Here is a 19,130-nt window from a genome sequence, read left to right on the forward strand (position 1 = left end):
CGACAGGCAACCGACAAGCGTTCCGCTTGTCACGACCGCCAGGCGATTCAGCACCGCCTGGCGGTTTTTTTATGCGTGTGTTTTCGGCAGACGCGATGTCGCGCGCATTCAGAAGCCGTAGCGCAGGAAGCCGCCGTCCACGGCGATGCATTCGCCGGTGATGTAGCCCGCGGCCGGCAGGCACAGGAACGCGATCGCCGCAGCGACTTCCTCCGGTTCGCCGATGCGCCCGAGCGGCGTGCGCAGCAGGACCTCGTCCAGGTAATCCGGATCGGCGAGCTTGTCCGACGTGCGGCGCGTGCGGATGTACCACGGCGCCACCGCGTTCACGCGCACGCCGTCTTCGGCCCATTCGACGGCGAGGTTGCGCGTCATCTGGTGCATCGCCGCCTTGCTCATGCCGTACGGCGCGCCGGTTCGCACGTGCGTGGTGCCCGACACGCTGCCGACGTTCACGATGCTCGACGACGCATGCCTGGTCAGCAGCGGATGCGCGTAACGCGACAGTTCGAACGCGGAGAACACGTTCACTTCGAACACCTGCCGCCACTCGTCCTCTGTGTAGTCGGTGGCGGCCTTGGTGAGGTTGCCGCCGGCGTTGTTCACCAGGATGTGCAGGCCTTCGCCGAAATCCTCGACCCAGTCGAGCAGTTCGCGGCGCTGCTCGTCGTCGGCGACGTCGGCGACGAAGGCCTGCACGTCGCGTTCGGGGAAATCTTCCATGAGCTCGGCGCGCACCGCGTCGAGCCCGGCGACATCGCGCGCGGCGAGCAGGACGTCGGCGCCGAAACCCAGCAGCTCGCGTGCGACCGCGCGGCCGATGCCGGCGCTGCCGCCGGTGACCAGGGCCAGCTGGCCGTCGAGGCGCCAACGCTTGGGATCCATCGCCGTCTCCGTGATTGTGGGCACATGCCGGTCGCTTGCCGCGCGCGGCGGCCGGCGTAGCATAGCCCGCAGACCCGGCCACGAGGATGCGCGGATGTTGCGGAAGCTGCTGTTGGCAATGACGGTGATGGCGTTGTTCGCGGGTTGCTCCAAACCGCAGCCGCCGGAGAAGGAACGCCCGGTGGAACCGCAGGCGACGCAGTTGCGCGACGCGATCAAGGCACCGATCGACAAGGCAAAGGACGTCGAGAAGCAGGTGCAGGACGCCGCCGAGGCGCAACGCGCTGCGATCGACGCGCAGGAGCAGGCCGCGGGCGGTTGATCGTCATCTACCACGTGGAAACAAAAAGGCCCGCCATCGGCGGGCCTTTTCGTTCACTGCGTCTCTGCGCGAGGTTCGCGGATCAGAACCCGCAGAAGCAGTACGCCAGCGCCTTCACCGGCACGCCACGCGTGGGCGTGATCGAGCTTTCGAGGAAGCGCAGGTCCTTCGCCGTCTGCGGCGAGGCCTTGGCGATCAGGCTGCGCGCCAGATCCGAATCGCGCATCAGCGCACCGCCGGCGCGGCTGGCGATGAAGCCGGTGAAGAAACGCTCGAACGGCGTCGCCGCCTTCTCGATGTAACGCACCTGGTAGTCGCCCTGCTGGCCCAGCTCGGCGCGCTTGGCCGCGAACTCGATCGCCTGGTGCACGCCGCCGAGTTCGTCGACGAGGCCGCGCTCCTTCGCCTGCGCGCCGGTCCACACGCGGCCGCGTGCGATGGCGTCGACCTGCTCGACCGGCTTCTTGCGCGCCGTGGCGACGCGGCCGGTGAAATCGCGGTAGCCCTTCTCGATCACCGACTGGATCACCTGCCCGACTTCGGGCTGCAGCGGTCGCGTGATGTCGAACGCGCCGGCGAACCGCGTCGTGCCCACGCCGTCGCTGCGCACGCCGATCTTCTCCAGCGCGCGCGGGATCGTCGGGATCAGACCGAAGATGCCGATGGAGCCGGTGATCGTCGAAGCGTCGGCGTAGATGCGGTCGGCGTCCATCGAGATCCAGTAACCGCCCGATGCGGCGAGGTCGCCCATCGACACGGCGACCGGCTTGCCGGCCTTCTTCAGGCCGACGATTTCGCGGCGGATCTGCTCGGAGGCGAACACTTCGCCGCCCGGTGAATCCACGCGCAGCACGACCGCCTTGACGTTGTCGTCGTCGCGCGCTTCGCGCAGCAGCTCGGCGGTGGACACGCCGCCGACGGTGCCCGGCGGCTGCTCGCCGCCACGGATCTCGCCTTCGGCCACGACCACGGCGACCTGCGGGCGTGGATCGACCGCGCTCAGACCGCTGTCGATCTGCGTGAGGTACTCGTCGAACGACGCCTGGCGATAGCCGCCCGGCGCGTCGTCGTCGGCGACGCCGCGCTGCCGCAGCAGGTCGTCGACTTCCTCGTGCGTCTTCAGGCCGTCCACCAGCTTCGTTGCGACGGCGAACTTCGCCAGGTCGCCGTTGGCGGCCTCGATGCCTTCAGGCATCTGGTCGATCTGCTGCGACAGCTTCGCCGCGTCGAGCTTGCGCGCCTTCGCCACGTCGGCGAGGTAGCGCTGCCACACGTCGTTCATCCAGTACAGGTCGGCTTCCTTCGCCTCCGGCGAAGCCGCATCGAGCACGTAGGGCTCCGCCGCAGACTTGTACTCGCCGACCTTGAACAGGTGCACGTCGACGCCGAGCTTGTCCTGCAGGCCTTCGCGGTAATACGTGCGATAGCGGCCGAGGCCTTCCAGCAGCATCCCGCCCATCGGATCGAGATAGACCTCGCTCGCCTGCGAGGCGAGCAGGTATTGCTTCTGGTCCATCATTTCGGAGAACGCGACGACCTGCTTGCCGCTGGCTTTCACGCGCGCGATCGCGCCGGCGGTCTCGCGCAGCGACGCCATGCCGGCGGCCTGCAGCTTGTCGAGGTTGAGCACCACGCGTTCGACGCGCTTGTCCTTGGCGGCGGCATCCAGCGCGCGCACCAGGTCGCGCAGCTGCACTTCGCCGCCCTTCTCGCCCAGGGCGCGTTCCAGCGCGCGGGTCAGAGGATCGCTGCTGAACTGCTCGACCAGGTTGCCTTCGGGCGCGATCACCAGCGTCGTGCGATCCAGCAGCGGCTTGTTGCGGGGGCCGGCCATGAGGATGGCGAGGAACACGAACAGCAGCAGCAGGAACAGCAGGTTGAGGATCAGACGGCGGGTGAAGTTCATCGCATCCCACACGCCCACGAAGAAGCGGGCGATGGGGCCGCGACGCGGCATGTCGTTCATACGTTCTCCTGGATCACGCGGCCAGCCTAAACGCGGGCGGGCGTGGAATCACCCGCCATTCGTAACACGGACCGTATGGCGGGTTCGTGATCCGCGGGACCGGACAGGGCGGCTCGCGACCTACGGTCCCCGCATCATCAGGCGGTCCGGATGGCTCGACCGGACGAACCGCACGCACAGCAGCACCGAGGCGAAGGTCAGGCCGGCGATCAGGCCGATCCACATCCCGCGCGGGCCCCAGCCCAGGCCCAGTCCGAGCCCGGCGCCCAGCGGCATGCCGATGCCCCAGTAGGCGACGGCCGCCAGCAGCATCGGCACGCGCGTGTCCTTCAGCCCGCGCAGCGCGCCGGCGGAGAGCACCTGCACGCCGTCGGGGAACTGGAACGCCGCGGCGTACAGCAGCAACGAGGCCGCCAGCGTCGCGACCGCCGCATCGCGCGTGTAGAAGCCGACCAGCAGGTCGTTGCAGGTCAGCAGCACGATGCCGGAGAACAGCTGCGTACCGATCACGATCGCGTAGCCGGCCTTTGCCGCGCGGCGCACGCCGTGGAAGTCCGCGCGACCCAGCGCATGCCCGACGCGCACGGTCGTCGCCTCGGCCAGGCCCATCGGCACCATGAAGCACAGCGCCGAGAGGTTGATGGCGATCTGGTGCGCCGCCGCCGGCACCTGGCCCAGGCGACCCATCAGCAGCGCGGTGGCGATGAACAGCCCGCCTTCCATCAGCACCGTCACCCCGATCGGCAGGCCGGTCGCGAGCAGCCCGCGGATCGTAGGCCAGTGCGGCGCGTCGAAGCGCTCGAACAGCTTCAGGTCGGCAAAGCGACGCGACCGCTTGAGCACGATGAAGAAGCCGATCGCCTGCGCCCACAGCATGATCGCCGACGCGATGCCGAGCCCGCCGGCACCCATTTCCGGGAAGCCGAACTTGCCGAACGTCAGCGTGTAACCGATGGGCAGCAGGATCAGCAGACCGCCCGCGCTCAGCACCAGCGTCGGCAGGGTCCAGTGCAGTCCCTCGCTGAGGTAGCGCATGCAGAAGAACAGCGTCAGCGCGATCACGCCCCACCGGATGCCGTGCAGGAAATCGGTCGCGCCCGGGATGATCTCCGGCGCGATGCCCATCGGCCCGAGTGCGTGCGGGATCAGCGTGAGGAAGGCGAACAGCACCAGCCCGAGGCCCAGCGCGAGCCACAACGCCTGGCGGAACAGGCCGCCGATGTCCTCACGGCGACCGGCACCATCCAGCTGCGACACCGACGGCGGCACCGACAGCAGCGTGCCGATCGGCACCATCATCGGCAGCCACCACAGCGCGGTGCCGATGGTGACCGAGGCGAGCGTCGTCGTGCCGTGGTGCCCGGCGAGCACGTTGTCGACGAAGCCGATCAGGCCCGTGGACACATGCCCGCCCACCAGCGGCGCGGCGAGGATGGCGGTGGTGCGGATTTCGCCGGACAGGCCGTTGCGGCCGGGCGAGACGGAGGAAAGGGACATCGTGGAAACCAGACGTACGACTGCGGCCGCGCGACCGCATCCAATGTCGGGCGCTGGCGCCGGGTCGCGGCGGCCCGTTATCTTAACCCCTTGAAATGAACCGACTGTCGTCGTGCGCCGGGGAGAGCGTTGACACATGAGTTCCAGCACCGGCCACGCGTCGCACGACGTCCATCCGACTCATTGCGAGAACTGCGGCGCCGCGCTGCAGGGGCACTACTGCCACGACTGCGGCCAGTCGGTGGTGAACCCGATCCGCCACGCCGCGCACGCGATGGAGGAAGTGTTCGAGGCGTTCTGGCACCTGGACGGCCGCATCTTCCGCACGTTGCGCGACCTCGTCTCGCCGGGCCGCGTGGCCATCAACTACCTCTCCGGCCAGCGCGCTAAGTACGTCGCGCCGCTGCGCCTGTTCGTGGTGCTGAGCGTGCTGACCTTCTTCGTCGCGCAGCTGGTGATCCACGTCGAATCGCAGGACACGACGGTCGAACTGCTCGACGAGGGCGTGGGCAATCCCGGCCGCACGCAGAACGTCAATCGCGAGAACAAGCGCTTCGCAACGGCAACGACGATCGAACAGGTCGAACGCATCCGCGCCACGCAACTGGCCGAGCTCGCCGAAGGTCGCGATGCGGTGTCCACGATGCTGCCGCACGTGCGCAAGCCGTTCGAGGTCGCGATGGTCGACGTCAACACGGCCGCCGACAAGCGCATCCAGCAACTGGTGAAGACGCAGGACCTCACTGCCAACGAGGTCGAGAAGGAAAAGGCCGCGGCGCGGAAGGAAATCGAGGCCGAGCGCAGCGAGACGAAGTCGACGCCCGAGATGGACAAGGCGAAGACGCTGGCAGAGGTCGAAACGCTTCGCGACGAGCAGGTGCGCAAGCAGCAGGCGGAACTCGCGGCGCTGAAGCCGACGCAGACGGCCGAGCGCCGCCGCTTGCAGGTCGAGATCCGCGAAACCAACGAAGCGGCCGGCTGCCGCGCCGCGCAGCTGCAGATCGCCGCCGCGCGCGGCAGCGAAGGCATGCGCACGCGAAAGGCCGCCGCCGAGGCGCGCATCTACGGCGAAACCAATTGCGATGGGCGCCTGACGCTGTTCGGCAGCGACGAACCGTGGGATGAGGAACTCAACCCGCTGGTGGTCTCGTGGGTGCCGGACTTCGTCAACAAGTGGATCAACCGGCAGATCGCGCACGGCAAGGACAACGTCGCGCGGCTGCAGCACGATCCCGGCCTGTTCGTGAAGGCGATGCTCGGCGCGGTGCCGTCGGCGCTGTTCCTGCTGGTGCCGGTGTTCGCGCTGCTGCTCAAGCTGGCGTACGTCGGATCGAAGCGGCTGTACCTGGAGCACCTGGTCGTCGCGCTCTACAGCCACGCCTACTTGTGCCTGGCGATCCTGACGTTCTTCCTGCTGATGGCGCTGGACAACGCGATCACGCCGAAGTGGGCCGGTTTCGGCTGGATCACCGGCACGCTGGAATTCCTGATCTGGATGTGGATGCCGATCTACCTGTGGATCATGCAGAAGCGCGTGTACGGCAACGGCTGGCTGCTGACGTCGCTGCGCTACTTCGTGATCGGCAATCTCTACTTCGTGCTGCTCGGCTTCGCGGTGGTGTTCATCACGATCGCGAGCATCGTGCGGATGTGACGCAGTCAGCCGCTCGCCCACTGGGAGAGGGGTTGGGGTGACGGGTAACGAAGGGAAGGCGACGAACGGCCCGGCAGTGATGGAGAGGCGTCGACCCTGCCCTTTAGCGGCGCCCTTTAGCGGCTTAGTGCTGCAGCCGCCGCCACAACCAGTCGCCGCGCTCCTGCGCGCTGACCGACACCAGTTCGCGGCGCAGCGCCGCACGCGCATCCGGCGGCGTGCGCTGCGCGAGCACGCCCAGGTCGCGCCGCTGCTGCGGCGTCATCGAACGCAGCGTGCGCAGCATCGCGGCGTGTTCGGCTTCGGGGACCTGCGCCAGCAACGGCTGGAGGATCGCGTAGTCGGCACCGAGCGTCGGGCCGAGCAGCCAGCCGCGACGTTCGCTGCGATCCATCGCGTTGAACTGCGCGCGCCATGCGCCTTGCAGGTCCGGCGGCATCGACGCGTACTGCACGGCGGCCGACTGCGCCAGCGCGCGTTCGCCCGGCGACAGCGCCTGCCAGGCGAGCCAGCGCTCGCGGCGTTCGTCGCGTTCGGCGCGCGGCAGGGCATCCCACTGCGCGGCGCGCTCGCGGAACAGCTTCTGCTCCGCGGGCGACCACGCGTCCCAGCGCTGCGCGTTGGCCCGCAGCGTCGCCTGCGTGGCGGGCGGCAGGCGTTCGAGCAGGTCCGCCAGTTCCGGCGACGTCGAGCCCGCGACGGCGGCGATCATCGCCAGCGACAGGAGCATCCAGCGCGAGCGGCTCGCGTTACGGCGCATCTTCGGTCTCCGCCTGCGTTTCGGCTGCGATGCCGTGCGCCACCGGCGACGGCGCGACGTCCTCCTGCACCGGGATATCCGGCGGCGGAGTCGGCGCGGTCACGCCGGCGGCCTGCTGCGCGGCCAGCCAGCTGTTGAATTCCATGTCCTGCGCCGCGGCCTCGCCGTGGGGGTCGGCCAGCAGCGCGAAGTCGCGGTGCGTGACCATCGCGGCCTCGTCGCCGTAGGTCGAGGCGGGCGAATCGGCCTCGGGCAGCGGTTCGACGTCGACCCGGCGATTGCTTCCAACGCCATCGACGTTCCCGCGCCCGAAGGGGAGGAAGGTCGCGGCCATCGCGAGCACGCACAGCGCGAGCAGGCCCCACAGCAGCGGCATCAGCCAGCGCGGGCGCGCCGTCGTGCCGGAGGCGACTTCGGCAGACGCGGCGGCCCCGTCGCCGCGCAGCACGGCCTCGCGGGCCGAGCTCAGGCGGACGAGGCGGTCGGGCGGCAGGGTCTTGATGCGGCGGTGGATCTGCTCGCGCAGCTGCTGCCAGGCGAGCGGGTCGGCGCGACCGTCGGCATGGTGCGGGAGTGCCCGCTGCAGGGCGAGCCGGTAACCGGTCAGGCTGACGCCAAGCACGCCCGCCGCATCCTCCTCGGACAGGCCGGCGGCGACCCGCAGCAGCAAGGCCGCGCGAGGCCCACTGCCGAGCTCGCCAAGGCGATCGGTGGCCTCGATCGGAACCGCCACCGCGGTGCGCTGCCCGAGGCGCGGCTGTGCGAGCAGGAGCGCCCAGAAGCGCCTCGGCCAGTCGGCCATCGGCAGGCTCCCGGCCTCGGGACGGAACTGGCGCATCGCCTCGGTCAGGGCGGCGTCGCCGGCGGCGGCATCACCCGCCTGGAGTTCGGCCAGGACCGCCCCGCGGCGTTCGACACCGCGCAGGAAGGCGGACAGCGCGGGGGGCCCGGAAGGGCGTGAAGAAGCGGTCGGAACGCTCATCGGAACTGCATCACCATGCGCCGCATGATAGCGAGGCAGATCCGTGAAAAAGCCCTTGACAACGCTGAGTCACGTGCTCCGCCAAGCGGGACGCGGCCTGCACCGGAAAACCGGTTGTGCACAGCAGTAACGCCGCCGTCATGCAGGGCTTCCTGAACGCGCCCTTCAGCCGGGTGACAACTGTGTTTCACGCACAAGTGCATGATCTGAAAGGGAATATAGGCTTTGGCACTTTTTTCACCAACCTAGCTGGGAGGCCTTATTTCCTGCGATGGGACCCTGCTCGCAACACGCCATGCACAGATTTATCCACAGCTCGTGTGGATAAGGACGTTTTCCCAATGCGGCCGGGCACTTGCGTGATTTTTGTCACAGATGGGGCAGCAATGCGCGGCAAGCTCATCGGCCGCTTTCGTGCCACCGGACGCCCGGTAGACTTCGCCGATGCCCGACGCCTTTCCGACCCCGCCCGCCGTCTGGCGGGTGGCCCTCCCCTTGCCGCTGCCGCGCCTGTTCGACTACCGGCCGCCGGTCGGCGAGGCGGTCGAGACGGGCGACGTTGGCCTGCGGGTGCGGGTGCCGTTCGGCAGCCGTGAACTCATCGGGATCGTCGTCGAAACCAGGCCCGCCGACCCCGACGCGCCCGAAGCGAAACCCGCCCTCGCCCGCCTCGACCTTGAGCCCGTCTTGGAAGGCGAACTGCTCGAATCCCTCCACTGGCTCGCCCGCTACACCCACGCGCCGCTCGGCGAGGTGCTGGCGACGGCGCTGCCGGCCTCGCTGCGCCGTGGCGAGCCGCTGCCGGATACCCACGCCTGGGCCTGGCGGCTGACCGAAGCCGGGCAGACCGGTCGCGAACGCCTGCGCGCCGGCAAGCCGCGTAGGCTGGCGGACCTGCTCCACGCGGGCCCACTGGACGAAGACCGCCTGGACCTCGAGCTCGATGACTGGCGCGCCGGCGCCCGGGCGCTGGCCAAGCGCGAGCTGGCCGAACGCGTCGCCATCCCCGCCGTCGCCCACGCCATCGACCCGCGCCCCGGGCCGGCGCTCCACGCCGAACAGCAGGCCGCCGTCGACGCGATCCTCGCCGCCCGCGACGGCTTCGCCGCGCTGCTGGTCGACGGCGTCACCGGCAGCGGCAAGACCGAGGTCTACCTGCACGCCATCGCCGACTGCCTCGCGCGCGGCAGGCAGGCGCTGGTGCTGGTGCCGGAGATCGGCCTGACGCCGCAGACGCTGGCGCGCTTCCGGGCGCGCCTGGGCGTGCCGGTCCACGCGCTGCATTCGGGGCTCAGCGACGGCGAGCGCGCCCGCACCTGGACGGCCTTCGCGCGCGGCGAGGCGCGCGTCGTCGTCGGCACACGATCGGCCGTGTTCCTGCCGCTGCCCGAGGCCGGGCTCATCGTGATCGACGAGGAACACGACGGCAGCTTCAAGCAGCTCGATGGCATCCGCTACCACGCGCGCGACTTCGCGCTGGTGCGCGGCAAGGCGCTCGGCGTGCCCGTGCTGCTGGGCAGCGCGACCCCCTCGCTCGAATCGCTGCGCAACGCGCAGGCAGGACGCTACGAACACCTGCGCCTGCAGCAGCGCGCGGGCAACGCGCAGCCGCCGTCGGTGCGCGTGTGCGACGTGCGCAAGCGGCCGCTCGAGGCCGGATTGTCGCCGGAGATGCTCGACACCATCGGCCACGCGCTCGACGCGGGCGGCCAGGTGCTGGTCTTCAAGAATAGGCGTGGCTACGCGCCGGTGCTGCTGTGCCACGACTGCGGCTGGAGCGCGCAATGCCAGCGCTGCGACGCCCCGATGACCGTGCATGCCGGCGGCCGTCGCCTGCAATGCCATCACTGCGGCGCGCGACGCCCCGCGCCGAATGCCTGCCCCGACTGCGGCGGCCTCGCGCTGCAACCGCAGGGCGCCGGCACCGAACGCATCGAGGAAGTGCTCGCCGCGCGCTTTCCTGACGTGCCAGTGATGCGCATCGACCGCGGCACGACGCAGCGGCGCGATGCGCTGGAGCACGCGCTGGCGAAGTTCGGCACGCAGCGCGGCATCCTGGTCGGCACGCAGATGCTGGCGAAGGGGCACGATCTTCCGAACCTGACGCTGGTGGCCGTGGTTGGCGTCGACGAAGGCCTGTTTTCGGCCGATTTCCGCGCGCCGGAGAAGCTTGCGCAGTTGCTGATCCAGGTCGCCGGCCGCGCCGGACGCGCGCAGCGCAAGGGCGAAGTGCTGCTGCAGACGCACCATCCGGGTCATCCGCTGCTGGCGACGCTGCTTGCCGGCGGCTACCACGCCTTTGCCGAAGCGGAACTCGAACAGCGCGAAATCGCGGGCTTCCCGCCGTTCGCGCACATGGCGATGTTCCGCGCCGAAGCGCAGCACGTAGATGCCTGCGACGCCTTCCTGCGCATGGCACGCGATGCGCTGCGCGACGTGCACGCGCCGCTCGACCTGCACGGCCCACTGCCGGCGCCGATGCCGCGCCGCGCCGGCTACCAGCGCATGCAGCTGCTGCTGTCCGCCGCCGATCGCCGAAGCCTGCACGCGGCGCTCGACGCCGCGCTGCCGGCCATCCATGCGTCCGCCGAGGCGCGCAAGGTGCGCTGGTCGCTGGATGTGGATCCGGTGGATCTGTACTGATTCAACGCGCCGACGGCGACCGCCACACCCACGCCGCGAACACGTACAACGCCAGCGCGATCACCAGCGTCGCGCGCAGGCCGACCTCGATCGCCAACAGCAGCGCGAGGATCGCTGCCACCACCGACGCGCAACCGTTGAGTCCCCACGCCCACGGCACGAATGCCGGCGCGCTGCGCGACAGGCGCGCGAGGCCGAGCGGAAACGGCATGCCCATTGCGAATGCCAGTGGCGCGATACCGATGAATCCGACGAACGCGCGCCACGCCAGCGGCCACGATGCGGTCATCGCATGCGCTCCCACCAGCACGACGAATTGCCACGCGAGGCCGAGCACGATCGCGCGGACGGCCCATGCGATGCGCCTGTCGAGCGCGGCATCGTCCACGTTTGACGCCGATACCCACCGCTGGGCGTGCAGACTTCCCAGCCCTGCGCACAGCAGCATCGCCGCGAGCCCCACGTTCGCCGCGATCCACGGATGCCCCAGCAGCAGCGTCAGGCGTGACAGCATCGCGATCTCGATCAGCAGGAACGCCAGTCCGAGCGAGACGAAGTACGCGCCAATGCGAAGACTGGAGTGCGATGAACCGCGATCTCCGCGCCCGAGCGCGCGCAACGGCAGCAGCACGAGCACAAGCGCGAGGACGACGGCCTGCACCAGCGTCGCCACGAGCACGAGATAACCCGAATCCAGCAGCACGGCGCCGCCCTGCGCGCGCAGCCGCCACAGTTCGGGCAGGCTGCGCCAGCGGAAGAAGTGCCCGAAATACGGGCGGTCGTCGCTCACCGGCTCGATGTCGAACTGGTAAGCCCGAACGTATTCCCGCGACTGCGGCGACAGCAGCGCCTGCACGCCGTCGTACACCGTCGGCGGATCGAGTTGATGGAAGCGCTCATGCGTGCCGGCACGCGCACCCGGCGCATGCACGACATCGAAGCCGCGGCGCTCGGCGAAGCGCGTCAACGCGGCCACGGCGTGCGCATCGAACGCGGAACGCGCGAACAGCCAGGTGCTCGCGTCCCAGTTGCGGATCGCCGCGACGTTGCGCGCCGGATCGCGCACGCCTTCGGCGCGCAACGCCTCCACCGCCGTCGCGAAGAGTTTCAGTTCATCGCGCGGCGGCTGCTTGCTCCACTGCGTCACCACGAGCATGCCGCGCGGCGAGAGCGTACGCAGGTAGTCGCGCAAGGCTTCGACCGTTACCGCGTACTGCTCGCTCGCCGACTGCACGCCCGCGCCGCCACTGGCGAAGGACTCGCCGCCGGCGAGCACGATCAGGTCGTACCGGTCGGCCGTCGCGCGTACGAATGCGCGGGGATCGGCGATGAAACTGTTCACGCGTCGATCGTCGAGCAGGTGGCCCGAGTACGCGCCGAAATCGTCTCGCGCCCATCGCGCGCGCAGCGCGGACTGTTCGACCGCATCGACGCGCCGTGCGCCCAGCGTGAGCGCCTGCAGCACGTCCAGCCCGCCGCCCGTGCCGAGCACCAGCACGCGATCGGGCAGTCGCAGGCGATATGGAAGCGCCGAGGTCATGTCGTCGAGCCATTGCCAGTTCGCGTGGCCGTCGTCGCGCACGATGGGCGACATCGCGTCACCGTCGGTGTAGATGGCCAGCTGCTGCGGCAGCTCATCCGTGTGCGACAGGCTCAAGCCCGGTGCGAATCGCAGCGGAACGCGCGCGCTTTCGACCAGCGTGAAACTTCCGTACGGATCGGCGCCATGCGCGATCACGCGCGCGCCCGGGAGCAGCAACGTCTTGCTCAAGCCCTTGAACTCGTTCGCACGCGGTGCGAATACCTGCGTTGGCCAGAGCATCGCCAGTGCGATGGCGACGATGATGCACGCGACGCGGTATGGCGCGCGACGCGTTACCAGCCAAGCGGCGATCGGCCCGCATATCGCTGCGAGCAGGAGGCCGCGATGCACGGGTAACGCACTCGCAGCCAAGGCGGCAAGTGCGCCCATCGCCGCGCCGATCAGGTCCGCGCCATACAACGCGGGAATGCGCGCGCCGTGCCGCGCGAACGCTAGGCCGAAGCACGCCGCCGCGAAGAAGAACGGGATCGACAACGTGAGATACAGCAGCGCGAGCCACAGGACCTGGCGCGGATTCCACACCAGCTCCAGCCCGTTGAACGGAATGTCGCGCGCGATCAGGAGCGTCGCGGCGGCACTGATCGCGAACAGCAGCGCGCACGTCGCGAAGGCAGCATCGAAATCGCGTGCGAGGCGCGCCTGTCGTTCGCCGCGCACCCACAGGCTGAGCCACGTGCCACTCGCGCCGTGGCCCAGCAACGCGAGGCTGATGATCATCACCGCGAAGGGATGCCAGTGCGCGATGGCCAGCCACCGCATCAGCAGCAACTGCCACGCGAGCGCGGCGGCGGAGACGAGCGCGATCGCGACCGGCAGCGCGACAGCGTGCATCGCGCTCGATGTTTCGCGCGCCGATGGCGCGTGTTCGACCGCGTCCGGGTCGGCCACGCTCACGGCCCACCCGTCAGCGGCACGAACCGGACCGGCAACACCTGGCGCGTACGCACGCGGCCATCGGCGTCCTTGTCCACCAGCAGCAGCGTCTGCGTGAAGAAGCTGCTGCCGACGGGAATCACCATGCGCCCGCCCGGCATCAGCTGCGCCACCAGCGGCGGCGGGATCGACGATGCCGCCGCGGTGACGACGATCGCATCGAACGGCGCGTGCTCCTTCCAGCCGTAGTAACCGTCGCCAATCCGCGCCTGCACGTTGGAATAGCGACGAAGGCGCAGCGCCGCCTGTTTCGCGAGCGGTTCGACGATCTCGATCGTGTAGACCTTCGCCTGCGCCTCGGCGAGCACCGCGGCCTGGTAGCCCGAGCCGGTGCCTATTTCGAGGATTTTCTGCCCCGCACGCGGCGCCGCCAGCGTCGTCATCAGCGCGACGATGTACGGCTGCGAGATCGTCTGGCCATGGCCGATGCCGAGCGGCCGGTTCTCGTAGGCGTTGCCGCGCTCGGAGGCGGGCACGTACTCGTGGCGCGGCACGCGCGCGAGGATCGACAACACGGCGGGGTCGAGTTGCCTCGAGGTTCCGGCGTCGTCGCGCGACTGCGCGCGCAACTCGGCGACCAGTGCGGCGCGCGGTGTCGCGTAAACGTCGCCGCGTGGCTGAGTCTGTCGCGCAGCGACCACGAGCGGCAGGGTGAGCCCGGGCGACAGGACGATCGCCTCCACGATCGCGCGACGATGCATGAAGCCTGCACGGGCGTCGGCGCCGGACATGCCGGCGAGTGTAGGAGAGCCGGCGTTACGGCGCGGGCAACGGAACGGCTAGCCGGCGGCCTTTTTCGCCGCCTTCTTCGCCGCTTTCTTGGTACCGGACCTGGGCGGGTTGCGGACCCAGATGTTCAGGTTCTCGCGGCGGCTCTCGAACAGGCCGATGGCCTCGACCAGGTCGCTGAGTTTCCCGTAGCCGTAGTTGCGCGGATCGAACGAGGCCTGGTTGCCGATCTGGCTGCCCACCGTGCTCAGGCGCGCCCAGCCGTCCTCGTCGCTGGCCGCTTCCACCGCGCTGCGCAGCATCTGCAGCAGGCGCGTGTCGTTGCGGAGCTCCTGCGACGTCTTCGGCCGGGTCGCCGCGGCGCTGTCGGGCAGCGCCTCGCCACCGAGCGCTTCCAGGTAGGTGAACTTCGAGCACGCGTTGCGGAAGGCCTCGGGCGTCTTCTTCTCGCCGAAGCCGTAGACCTTCATGCCGTCGGTCAGCAGGCGCATCACCAGCGGCGTGAAGTCGGCATCGCTGGAGACGATGGCGAAGCCGTCCAGGTTGCGCGCATACAGCAGGTCCATCGCGTCGATGACCATCGCCATGTCGGACGCGTTCTTGCCGGTGCTGTAGGCGAACTGCTGCATGGGCCGGATCGCGTACTCGTGCAGCGTCGCTTCCCAGCCTTTCAGGTGCGGGCTCTTCCAGTTGCCGTAGGCGCGCCGGACGTTGGCGATGCCGTGTCGGGCGACCTCGGCCAGGATGACGTCGATCTTCGCGGCGGGCGCGTTGTCGGCGTCGATGAGCAGGGCAATGCGGCGCTCGGGTTCGGACATGGCGGCTCCGGAAGCGGCTCTCGGCAGGTTCGCCGAGCCTAGCGCAGGCGGCCCGCGCGGGCATGACGACCGCTAGGGGCGCCGACGTGCGAGCCCCGGTTAGCGCTACCCCGTACACGCCCGATCCTCCACAATGGGGCGGCATTCACGACGAAACCGACGAACCCCACATGACCAGCCAGCTCGAACAACTCCGCGCCTATTCGGCGGTCGTCGCCGACACGGGCGACATCGACGCCATCGCACGTTTCCACCCGCTCGACGCCACGACCAATCCGTCGCTGCTGCTCAAGGCCGCCTCGCTGCCGCGCTACGCGCCGCTGATCGATTCGGCGATCTCGCAGGCCCGCGGCACCGACCTCACCGCGCGCGTCGCCGACGCCGCCGACCTGCTCGCCGTCACGGTGGGCGTGGAAATCCTCAAGCTCATCCCGGGCCGCGTCTCCACCGAAGTGGACGCGCGCCACAGCTTCGACACGCAGGCCACGCTCGCACAGGCGCGCAAGCTGGTCGCGCTGTACGAACAGGTCGGCATCGGTCGCGAGCGGCTGCTGATCAAGATCGCCTCGACGTGGGAAGGCATCCGCGCCGCCGAGCAGCTCGAGCGCGAGGGCGTCAATTGCAACCTCACCCTGCTGTTCTCCTTCGCCCAGGCCGTGGCGTGCGCGGAAGCGGGTGTGTTCCTGATCTCGCCGTTCGTGGGCCGCATCCTCGACTGGCACCTGGCCAACGGCGCCGAGAAGCCGGCGACGCCGCAGGACGACCCGGGCGTGCAGTCGGTCACGCGCATCTGGCACCACTACAAGCGTCACGGCTTCAATACCGTCGTGATGGGCGCGAGCTTCCGTAACACCGGACAGGTGCTGGCGCTGGCCGGTTGCGACCGCCTGACGATCTCGCCGGACCTGCTGCAGGCGCTGGCCGAAGGCACCGGCGATGTGCCGCGTGCGCTGGTCGACACCGGCGAACGCGCGCCGGCTCCGGCCCGCATGGACGAGCCCGTCTTCCGCTGGGAGCACAACGAGGACGCGATGGCGACCGACAAGCTCGCCGACGGCATCCGCAAGTTCGCCGCCGACCAGCGCAAGCTGGAGGCGATGCTGGCGGCGCGACTGGGGTAAGCAGGTCCGCCTGCGGCCTGCGTTGCAACGAAGCCCGGCATTGGCCGGGCTTCTTGTTTTTGCGGACGCGTCAACGCGCGATTCCACCGCTTCGGGCAGACTATGCGCATGGATGCCACCGCCCCGATGACACCCACCCAGCGCCTGCGCAGCATCTTCAGCGGTTCGGTCGGCAACCTGGTCGAGTGGTACGACTGGTACGCCTACTCCGCCTTCGCGATCTATTTCGCGCCGCACTTCTTCCCCAAGGGCGACACCACGGCGCAGCTGCTCGACACCGCGGCCGTGTTCGCGGTGGGCTTCCTGATGCGCCCGGTCGGCGGTTGGCTCATGGGCCTGTACGCCGATCGCCATGGCCGCAAGGCCGCATTGATGCTGTCCGTGCTGCTGATGTGCGCCGGATCGCTGCTGATCGCGGTGGCGCCCGGCTACGAGCGCATCGGCATCGCGGCGCCGGCGCTGCTGGTGTTCGCGCGATTGCTGCAAGGCTTGAGTGTCGGCGGGGAATACGGCACGTCGGCGACGTACCTGAGCGAGATGGCGCAATCGAAGCATCGCGGCTTCTGGTCGAGCTTCCAGTACGTGACGCTCGTGATGGGCCAGCTGCTCGCGCTCGCGCTGCTGGTCCTGTTGCAGCGCGCGTTGCTCACCGAAGAACAGCTGCACGACTGGGGCTGGCGCATTCCGTTCGTCGTCGGCGCACTGTGCGCGGTGACGGCGCTGTGGCTGCGGCGCGGCATGCAGGAAACCGAATCCTTCGCGGTCGCCCGCACACGCGACACGAAGCAGCGTGGGAGCCTGCGCGTGCTGATGCAGCATCCGCGCGAAGTGCTCACGGTGATCGGCCTGACCATGGGCGGCACGCTGTCGTTCTACACGTTCACGACGTACCCGCAGAAATTCCTGGTGAACACCGGCGGTTTCAGCAAGGCCGACGCGACGCTCATATCCGCAGTGTCGCTGTTCGTGTTCATGCTGCTGCAGCCGATCGTGGGCGCGCTGTCCGACCGCACCGGACGCCGGCCGATCCTGATCGCCTTCGGCGTGCTCGGCACGCTGTTCACCTACACCATCCTGAGCGGCATCGCCGCGTCGCGCACGGTGATGGATGCGTTCGTCTGGGTGATGTCGGGCCTGTTGATTGTCAGCGGCTACACCTCGATCAATGCGGTGGTGAAGGCCGAACTCTTCCCCGCGCACATCCGCGCGCTCGGCGTCGGGCTGCCGTACGCGCTGACCGTGTCGGTATTCGGGGGCACGGCCGAGTACATCGCGCTGTGGTTCAAGCAGATCGGCCACGAATCGTGGTTCTACGTCTACGTGACCGCGTGCGTCGCGGTCTCGCTGGGCGTGTATGCGCTGATGCGCGATACGAAGCTGCATTCGCGCATCGATCGCGACCACGACATTCCCAACGCCGGAGAACACGCATGACCTCGCCCGATCCGCGCCCGCACGTGATCATCGTCGGCGGCGGATTTGGCGGCCTGTGGGCAACGCGCGCGCTCGCCGGCAGCAACGTGCGCATCACGCTGATCGATCGCCGCAACCACCACCTCTTCCAGCCGTTGCTGTACCAGGTCGCGACCGCGGGTTTGTCGTCGCCCGACATCGCCGCGCCGCTGCGCCACATCCTGCGCAACCAGCGCAATGTCGAAGTGCGGCTGGGCGAAGTGGTCGGCATCGACACGCATGCGCGCACGGTGTCGTTGGCCGATGGCGACGCGATGTCGTACGACTATCTGTTGCTCGCGAGCGGCGCGACGCATGCGTACTTCGGCCACGACGAATGGAGCGCCGACGCACCCGGGCTGAAGACGCTGGACGATGCGCTCGCGATCCGTCGCCGCCTGCTGCTCGCGTTCGAACGCGCCGAAGCCTGCGACGATCCCGCCGAACGCGATGCATGGCTGAACTTCGCCGTCGTCGGCGGCGGTCCGACCGGCGTCGAACTTGCCGGCACACTCGCCGAGATCGCGCGCCACACGCTCACGCGCGAGTTCCGCAACATCGATCCGTCGCACGCACGCGTGCGCTTGATCGAGGCCGGGCCGCGCGTGCTGGCGTCGTTCCCCGAATCGCTGTCGGAGAAGGCGCGCCGGCAGTTGCAGAAACTCGGCGTCGAGGTCGTCACCGGCACGCCCGTCAACGCCATCGACGCGAACGGCTACACGCTAGGCGACACCTTCGTGCCATCGCGCACGGTGCTATGGGCAGCGGGTGTCGCCGCGTCGCCGCTGGGCGCGCTGCTGGGCGTGCCGCGCGATCGCGCCGGGCGTGTACCGGTCGAAGCCGACCTGAGCGTGCCCGGGCACCCGGAAATATTCGTCGCCGGCGACCTCGCCAGCGTGCAGCAGGACGGCAAGCCCGTGCCCGGCGTCGCGCCGGCGGCGAAGCAGATGGGCGCGCACGTGGCGGCGGCGATCAAGGCGCGGCTTGCCGGCAAGCCGACGCCCACGTTCCGCTATCGCGACTTCGGCAACCTCGCGACGATCGGCCGCATGGCGGCCGTCGTCGACCTGCACGGCTTCAAGATCTCGGGTCTGCTCGCGTGGTGGTTCTGGCTCGCCGCGCACGTGTTCTTCCTGATCGGCTTCCGCAACCGCCTGATCGTGCTGCTCAACTGGGCATGGTCGTACTGGAGCTACCAGCGCCACGCGCGGATCATCCTGGGTCGCGATTCACCGCGCGGAGCGGTCAGCCCGCGCGAGTGATGCGGCACGCGTAGCAGCCGTAGCGCGCGAAGTGCACGTGCAGCGTGTCGACGTCGGGCCGCGCGAGGAACTTCGCCACGAGCGTCTCGATCTCCTTGCCTTCGACCACGTCGGCGATGCGCATCAGGCCGTCTCCGTACGCACGGACCGACAGCAGGCGGCGACGCAGCTGGTCCGGCACTTCGCCGACGTCGAAGACCGCGTCGGTGGCGGCTTCGCGTACGAAGATCGGACCTGATGCGCGATAGGGCGTCGCCACCGCGTGGTGTTCGTACGGCAGCAGGAGCAGGCGCTCGCCGGGCTCGGCATCGCGCAGGCTCACGCGACACGGGAACGAATGCGCTTCGTCGGCGACGACGGAACGGATGTCGCGCGTTGCGAGCGCATCGTCGGACAACGCGAACAAGGGCTGGAACTGCGCGGCTGGCAGCGCGTGGATGCGGAACATGGCAGGGCTCCCGGTGGATGCGGCCATGTTCGGCGCGTCGCGCGCGGCTCGATAT

Annotated in this window: 14 protein-coding genes and 1 pseudogene; 6 read left to right on the forward strand and 9 right to left on the reverse strand. The window is 69.2% G+C overall.

Annotated features, from left to right (window positions below; all coding sequences use genetic code 11):
- Positions 1-108: 108 nt before the first annotated feature.
- The gene (locus DX912_RS11590; RefSeq protein ID WP_115842678.1) at positions 109-885 is read right to left on the reverse strand and encodes an SDR family oxidoreductase; all 777 of its coding nucleotides are present in this window, start codon (positions 883-885) and stop codon (positions 109-111) included.
- 94 nt (positions 886-979) lie between these two features.
- Here DX912_RS11590 and DX912_RS11595 point away from each other — a divergent pair, with 94 nt between their 5' ends.
- Positions 980-1,207 carry a hypothetical protein gene (locus tag DX912_RS11595; protein ID WP_115842679.1) on the forward strand — a complete coding sequence of 76 codons (228 nt, stop codon included), beginning with the start codon at positions 980-982 and terminating at the stop codon, positions 1,205-1,207.
- An 82-nt stretch (positions 1,208-1,289) separates the two neighbouring features.
- Here DX912_RS11595 and sppA read toward each other — a convergent pair whose 3' ends face one another.
- Together sppA and DX912_RS11605 are read right to left on the reverse strand one after the other, a co-directional pair.
- Positions 1,290-3,173, reverse strand: a complete 1,884-nt coding sequence (sppA, locus tag DX912_RS11600) for a signal peptide peptidase SppA (RefSeq protein WP_115842680.1) — start codon at positions 3,171-3,173, stop codon at positions 1,290-1,292.
- 120 nt (positions 3,174-3,293) lie between these two features.
- Positions 3,294-4,670 (reverse strand): MATE family efflux transporter, encoded by a 1,377-nt coding sequence (locus DX912_RS11605; RefSeq protein WP_115842681.1) that lies wholly within the window; start codon positions 4,668-4,670, stop codon positions 3,294-3,296.
- A gap of 136 nt (positions 4,671-4,806) precedes the next feature.
- Between DX912_RS11605 and DX912_RS18635 the strand changes: the two are divergent.
- Positions 4,807-5,119: pseudogene (locus DX912_RS18635) on the forward strand (DUF3667 domain-containing protein); the annotation flags it as partial.
- Between the two features lie 1,329 nt (positions 5,120-6,448).
- Here DX912_RS18635 and DX912_RS11615 read toward each other — a convergent pair.
- Both DX912_RS11615 and DX912_RS11620 read right to left on the reverse strand, forming a co-directional pair.
- Positions 6,449-7,084 (reverse strand): DUF3106 domain-containing protein, encoded by a 636-nt coding sequence (locus DX912_RS11615; protein ID WP_181902809.1) that lies wholly within the window; start codon positions 7,082-7,084, stop codon positions 6,449-6,451.
- Positions 7,074-8,066 carry an RNA polymerase sigma factor sigma-70 region 4 domain-containing protein gene (locus DX912_RS11620; RefSeq protein WP_115842683.1) on the reverse strand — a complete coding sequence of 331 codons (993 nt, stop codon included), beginning with the start codon at positions 8,064-8,066 and terminating at the stop codon, positions 7,074-7,076. The genes DX912_RS11615 and DX912_RS11620 overlap by 11 nt, the downstream gene beginning before the upstream one ends.
- 444 nt (positions 8,067-8,510) lie before the next feature.
- Here DX912_RS11620 and DX912_RS11625 point away from each other — a divergent pair, with 444 nt between their 5' ends.
- Positions 8,511-10,709, forward strand: a complete 2,199-nt coding sequence (locus DX912_RS11625) for a primosomal protein N' (protein ID WP_115842684.1) — start codon at positions 8,511-8,513, stop codon at positions 10,707-10,709.
- A gap of 1 nt (position 10,710) precedes the next feature.
- Here the strand turns inward: DX912_RS11625 and DX912_RS11630 are convergent, their stop codons facing one another.
- The 3 genes from DX912_RS11630 to DX912_RS11640 are packed head-to-tail and all read right to left on the reverse strand — an operon-like array spanning position 10,711 to position 14,792.
- Positions 10,711-13,206: a spermidine synthase gene (locus tag DX912_RS11630; protein WP_115842685.1), complete on the reverse strand. Its 2,496-nt coding sequence runs from the start codon at positions 13,204-13,206 to the stop codon at positions 10,711-10,713.
- Positions 13,203-13,976, reverse strand: a complete 774-nt coding sequence (locus tag DX912_RS11635) for a protein-L-isoaspartate(D-aspartate) O-methyltransferase (RefSeq protein ID WP_220340801.1) — start codon at positions 13,974-13,976, stop codon at positions 13,203-13,205. Before DX912_RS11635 ends, DX912_RS11630 begins: the two co-directional genes overlap by 4 nt.
- Before the next feature lie 48 nt (positions 13,977-14,024).
- Entirely contained in the window at positions 14,025-14,792 is a 768-nt protein-coding gene (locus DX912_RS11640; protein WP_115842686.1) for an NYN domain-containing protein, read from the reverse strand.
- A gap of 170 nt (positions 14,793-14,962) precedes the next feature.
- On the opposite strand from DX912_RS11640, the gene tal reads away from it, so the two are divergent.
- The 3 genes from tal to DX912_RS11655 all read left to right on the forward strand — a co-directional run bounded on the left by tal (position 14,963) and on the right by DX912_RS11655 (position 18,627).
- Positions 14,963-15,913: a transaldolase gene (gene tal, locus DX912_RS11645; protein ID WP_115842687.1), complete on the forward strand. Its 951-nt coding sequence runs from the start codon at positions 14,963-14,965 to the stop codon at positions 15,911-15,913.
- 108 nt (positions 15,914-16,021) lie between these two features.
- The gene (locus DX912_RS11650; protein WP_220340802.1) at positions 16,022-17,347 is read left to right on the forward strand and encodes an MFS transporter; all 1,326 of its coding nucleotides are present in this window, start codon (positions 16,022-16,024) and stop codon (positions 17,345-17,347) included.
- Positions 17,344-18,627, forward strand: a complete 1,284-nt coding sequence (locus tag DX912_RS11655) for an NAD(P)/FAD-dependent oxidoreductase (RefSeq protein ID WP_115842689.1) — start codon at positions 17,344-17,346, stop codon at positions 18,625-18,627. Before DX912_RS11650 ends, DX912_RS11655 begins: the two co-directional genes overlap by 4 nt.
- Here the strand turns inward: DX912_RS11655 and DX912_RS11660 are convergent.
- Positions 18,611-19,075 carry a DUF1203 domain-containing protein gene (locus DX912_RS11660; protein ID WP_115842690.1) on the reverse strand — a complete coding sequence of 155 codons (465 nt, stop codon included), beginning with the start codon at positions 19,073-19,075 and terminating at the stop codon, positions 18,611-18,613. The genes DX912_RS11655 and DX912_RS11660 overlap by 17 nt on opposite strands.
- Positions 19,076-19,130: the final 55 nt, after the last annotated feature.

Source organism: Lysobacter soli (assembly GCF_003382285.1).
In the GTDB taxonomy this organism is placed as follows: Bacteria; Pseudomonadota; Gammaproteobacteria; order Xanthomonadales; family Xanthomonadaceae; genus Lysobacter_J; species Lysobacter_J soli.

Coding starts and splice junctions, on each gene's coding strand:
- DX912_RS11605 (WP_115842681.1), bottom strand. CDS start 4,670: ATGTCCCTTTCCTCCGTCTCGCCCGGCCGCAACGGCCTGTCCGGCGAA.
- sppA (WP_115842680.1), bottom strand. CDS start 3,173: ATGAACGACATGCCGCGTCGCGGCCCCATCGCCCGCTTCTTCGTGGGC.
- DX912_RS11655 (WP_115842689.1), top strand. CDS start 17,344: ATGACCTCGCCCGATCCGCGCCCGCACGTGATCATCGTCGGCGGCGGA.
- DX912_RS11615 (WP_181902809.1), bottom strand. CDS start 7,084: ATGCGCCGTAACGCGAGCCGCTCGCGCTGGATGCTCCTGTCGCTGGCG.
- tal (WP_115842687.1), top strand. CDS start 14,963: ATGACCAGCCAGCTCGAACAACTCCGCGCCTATTCGGCGGTCGTCGCC.
- DX912_RS11625 (WP_115842684.1), top strand. CDS start 8,511: ATGCCCGACGCCTTTCCGACCCCGCCCGCCGTCTGGCGGGTGGCCCTC.
- DX912_RS11620 (WP_115842683.1), bottom strand. CDS start 8,066: ATGAGCGTTCCGACCGCTTCTTCACGCCCTTCCGGGCCCCCCGCGCTG.
- DX912_RS11635 (WP_220340801.1), bottom strand. CDS start 13,976: ATGTCCGGCGCCGACGCCCGTGCAGGCTTCATGCATCGTCGCGCGATC.
- DX912_RS11650 (WP_220340802.1), top strand. CDS start 16,022: ATGGATGCCACCGCCCCGATGACACCCACCCAGCGCCTGCGCAGCATC.
- DX912_RS11640 (WP_115842686.1), bottom strand. CDS start 14,792: ATGTCCGAACCCGAGCGCCGCATTGCCCTGCTCATCGACGCCGACAAC.
- DX912_RS11595 (WP_115842679.1), top strand. CDS start 980: ATGTTGCGGAAGCTGCTGTTGGCAATGACGGTGATGGCGTTGTTCGCG.
- DX912_RS11660 (WP_115842690.1), bottom strand. CDS start 19,075: ATGTTCCGCATCCACGCGCTGCCAGCCGCGCAGTTCCAGCCCTTGTTC.
- DX912_RS11590 (WP_115842678.1), bottom strand. CDS start 885: ATGGATCCCAAGCGTTGGCGCCTCGACGGCCAGCTGGCCCTGGTCACC.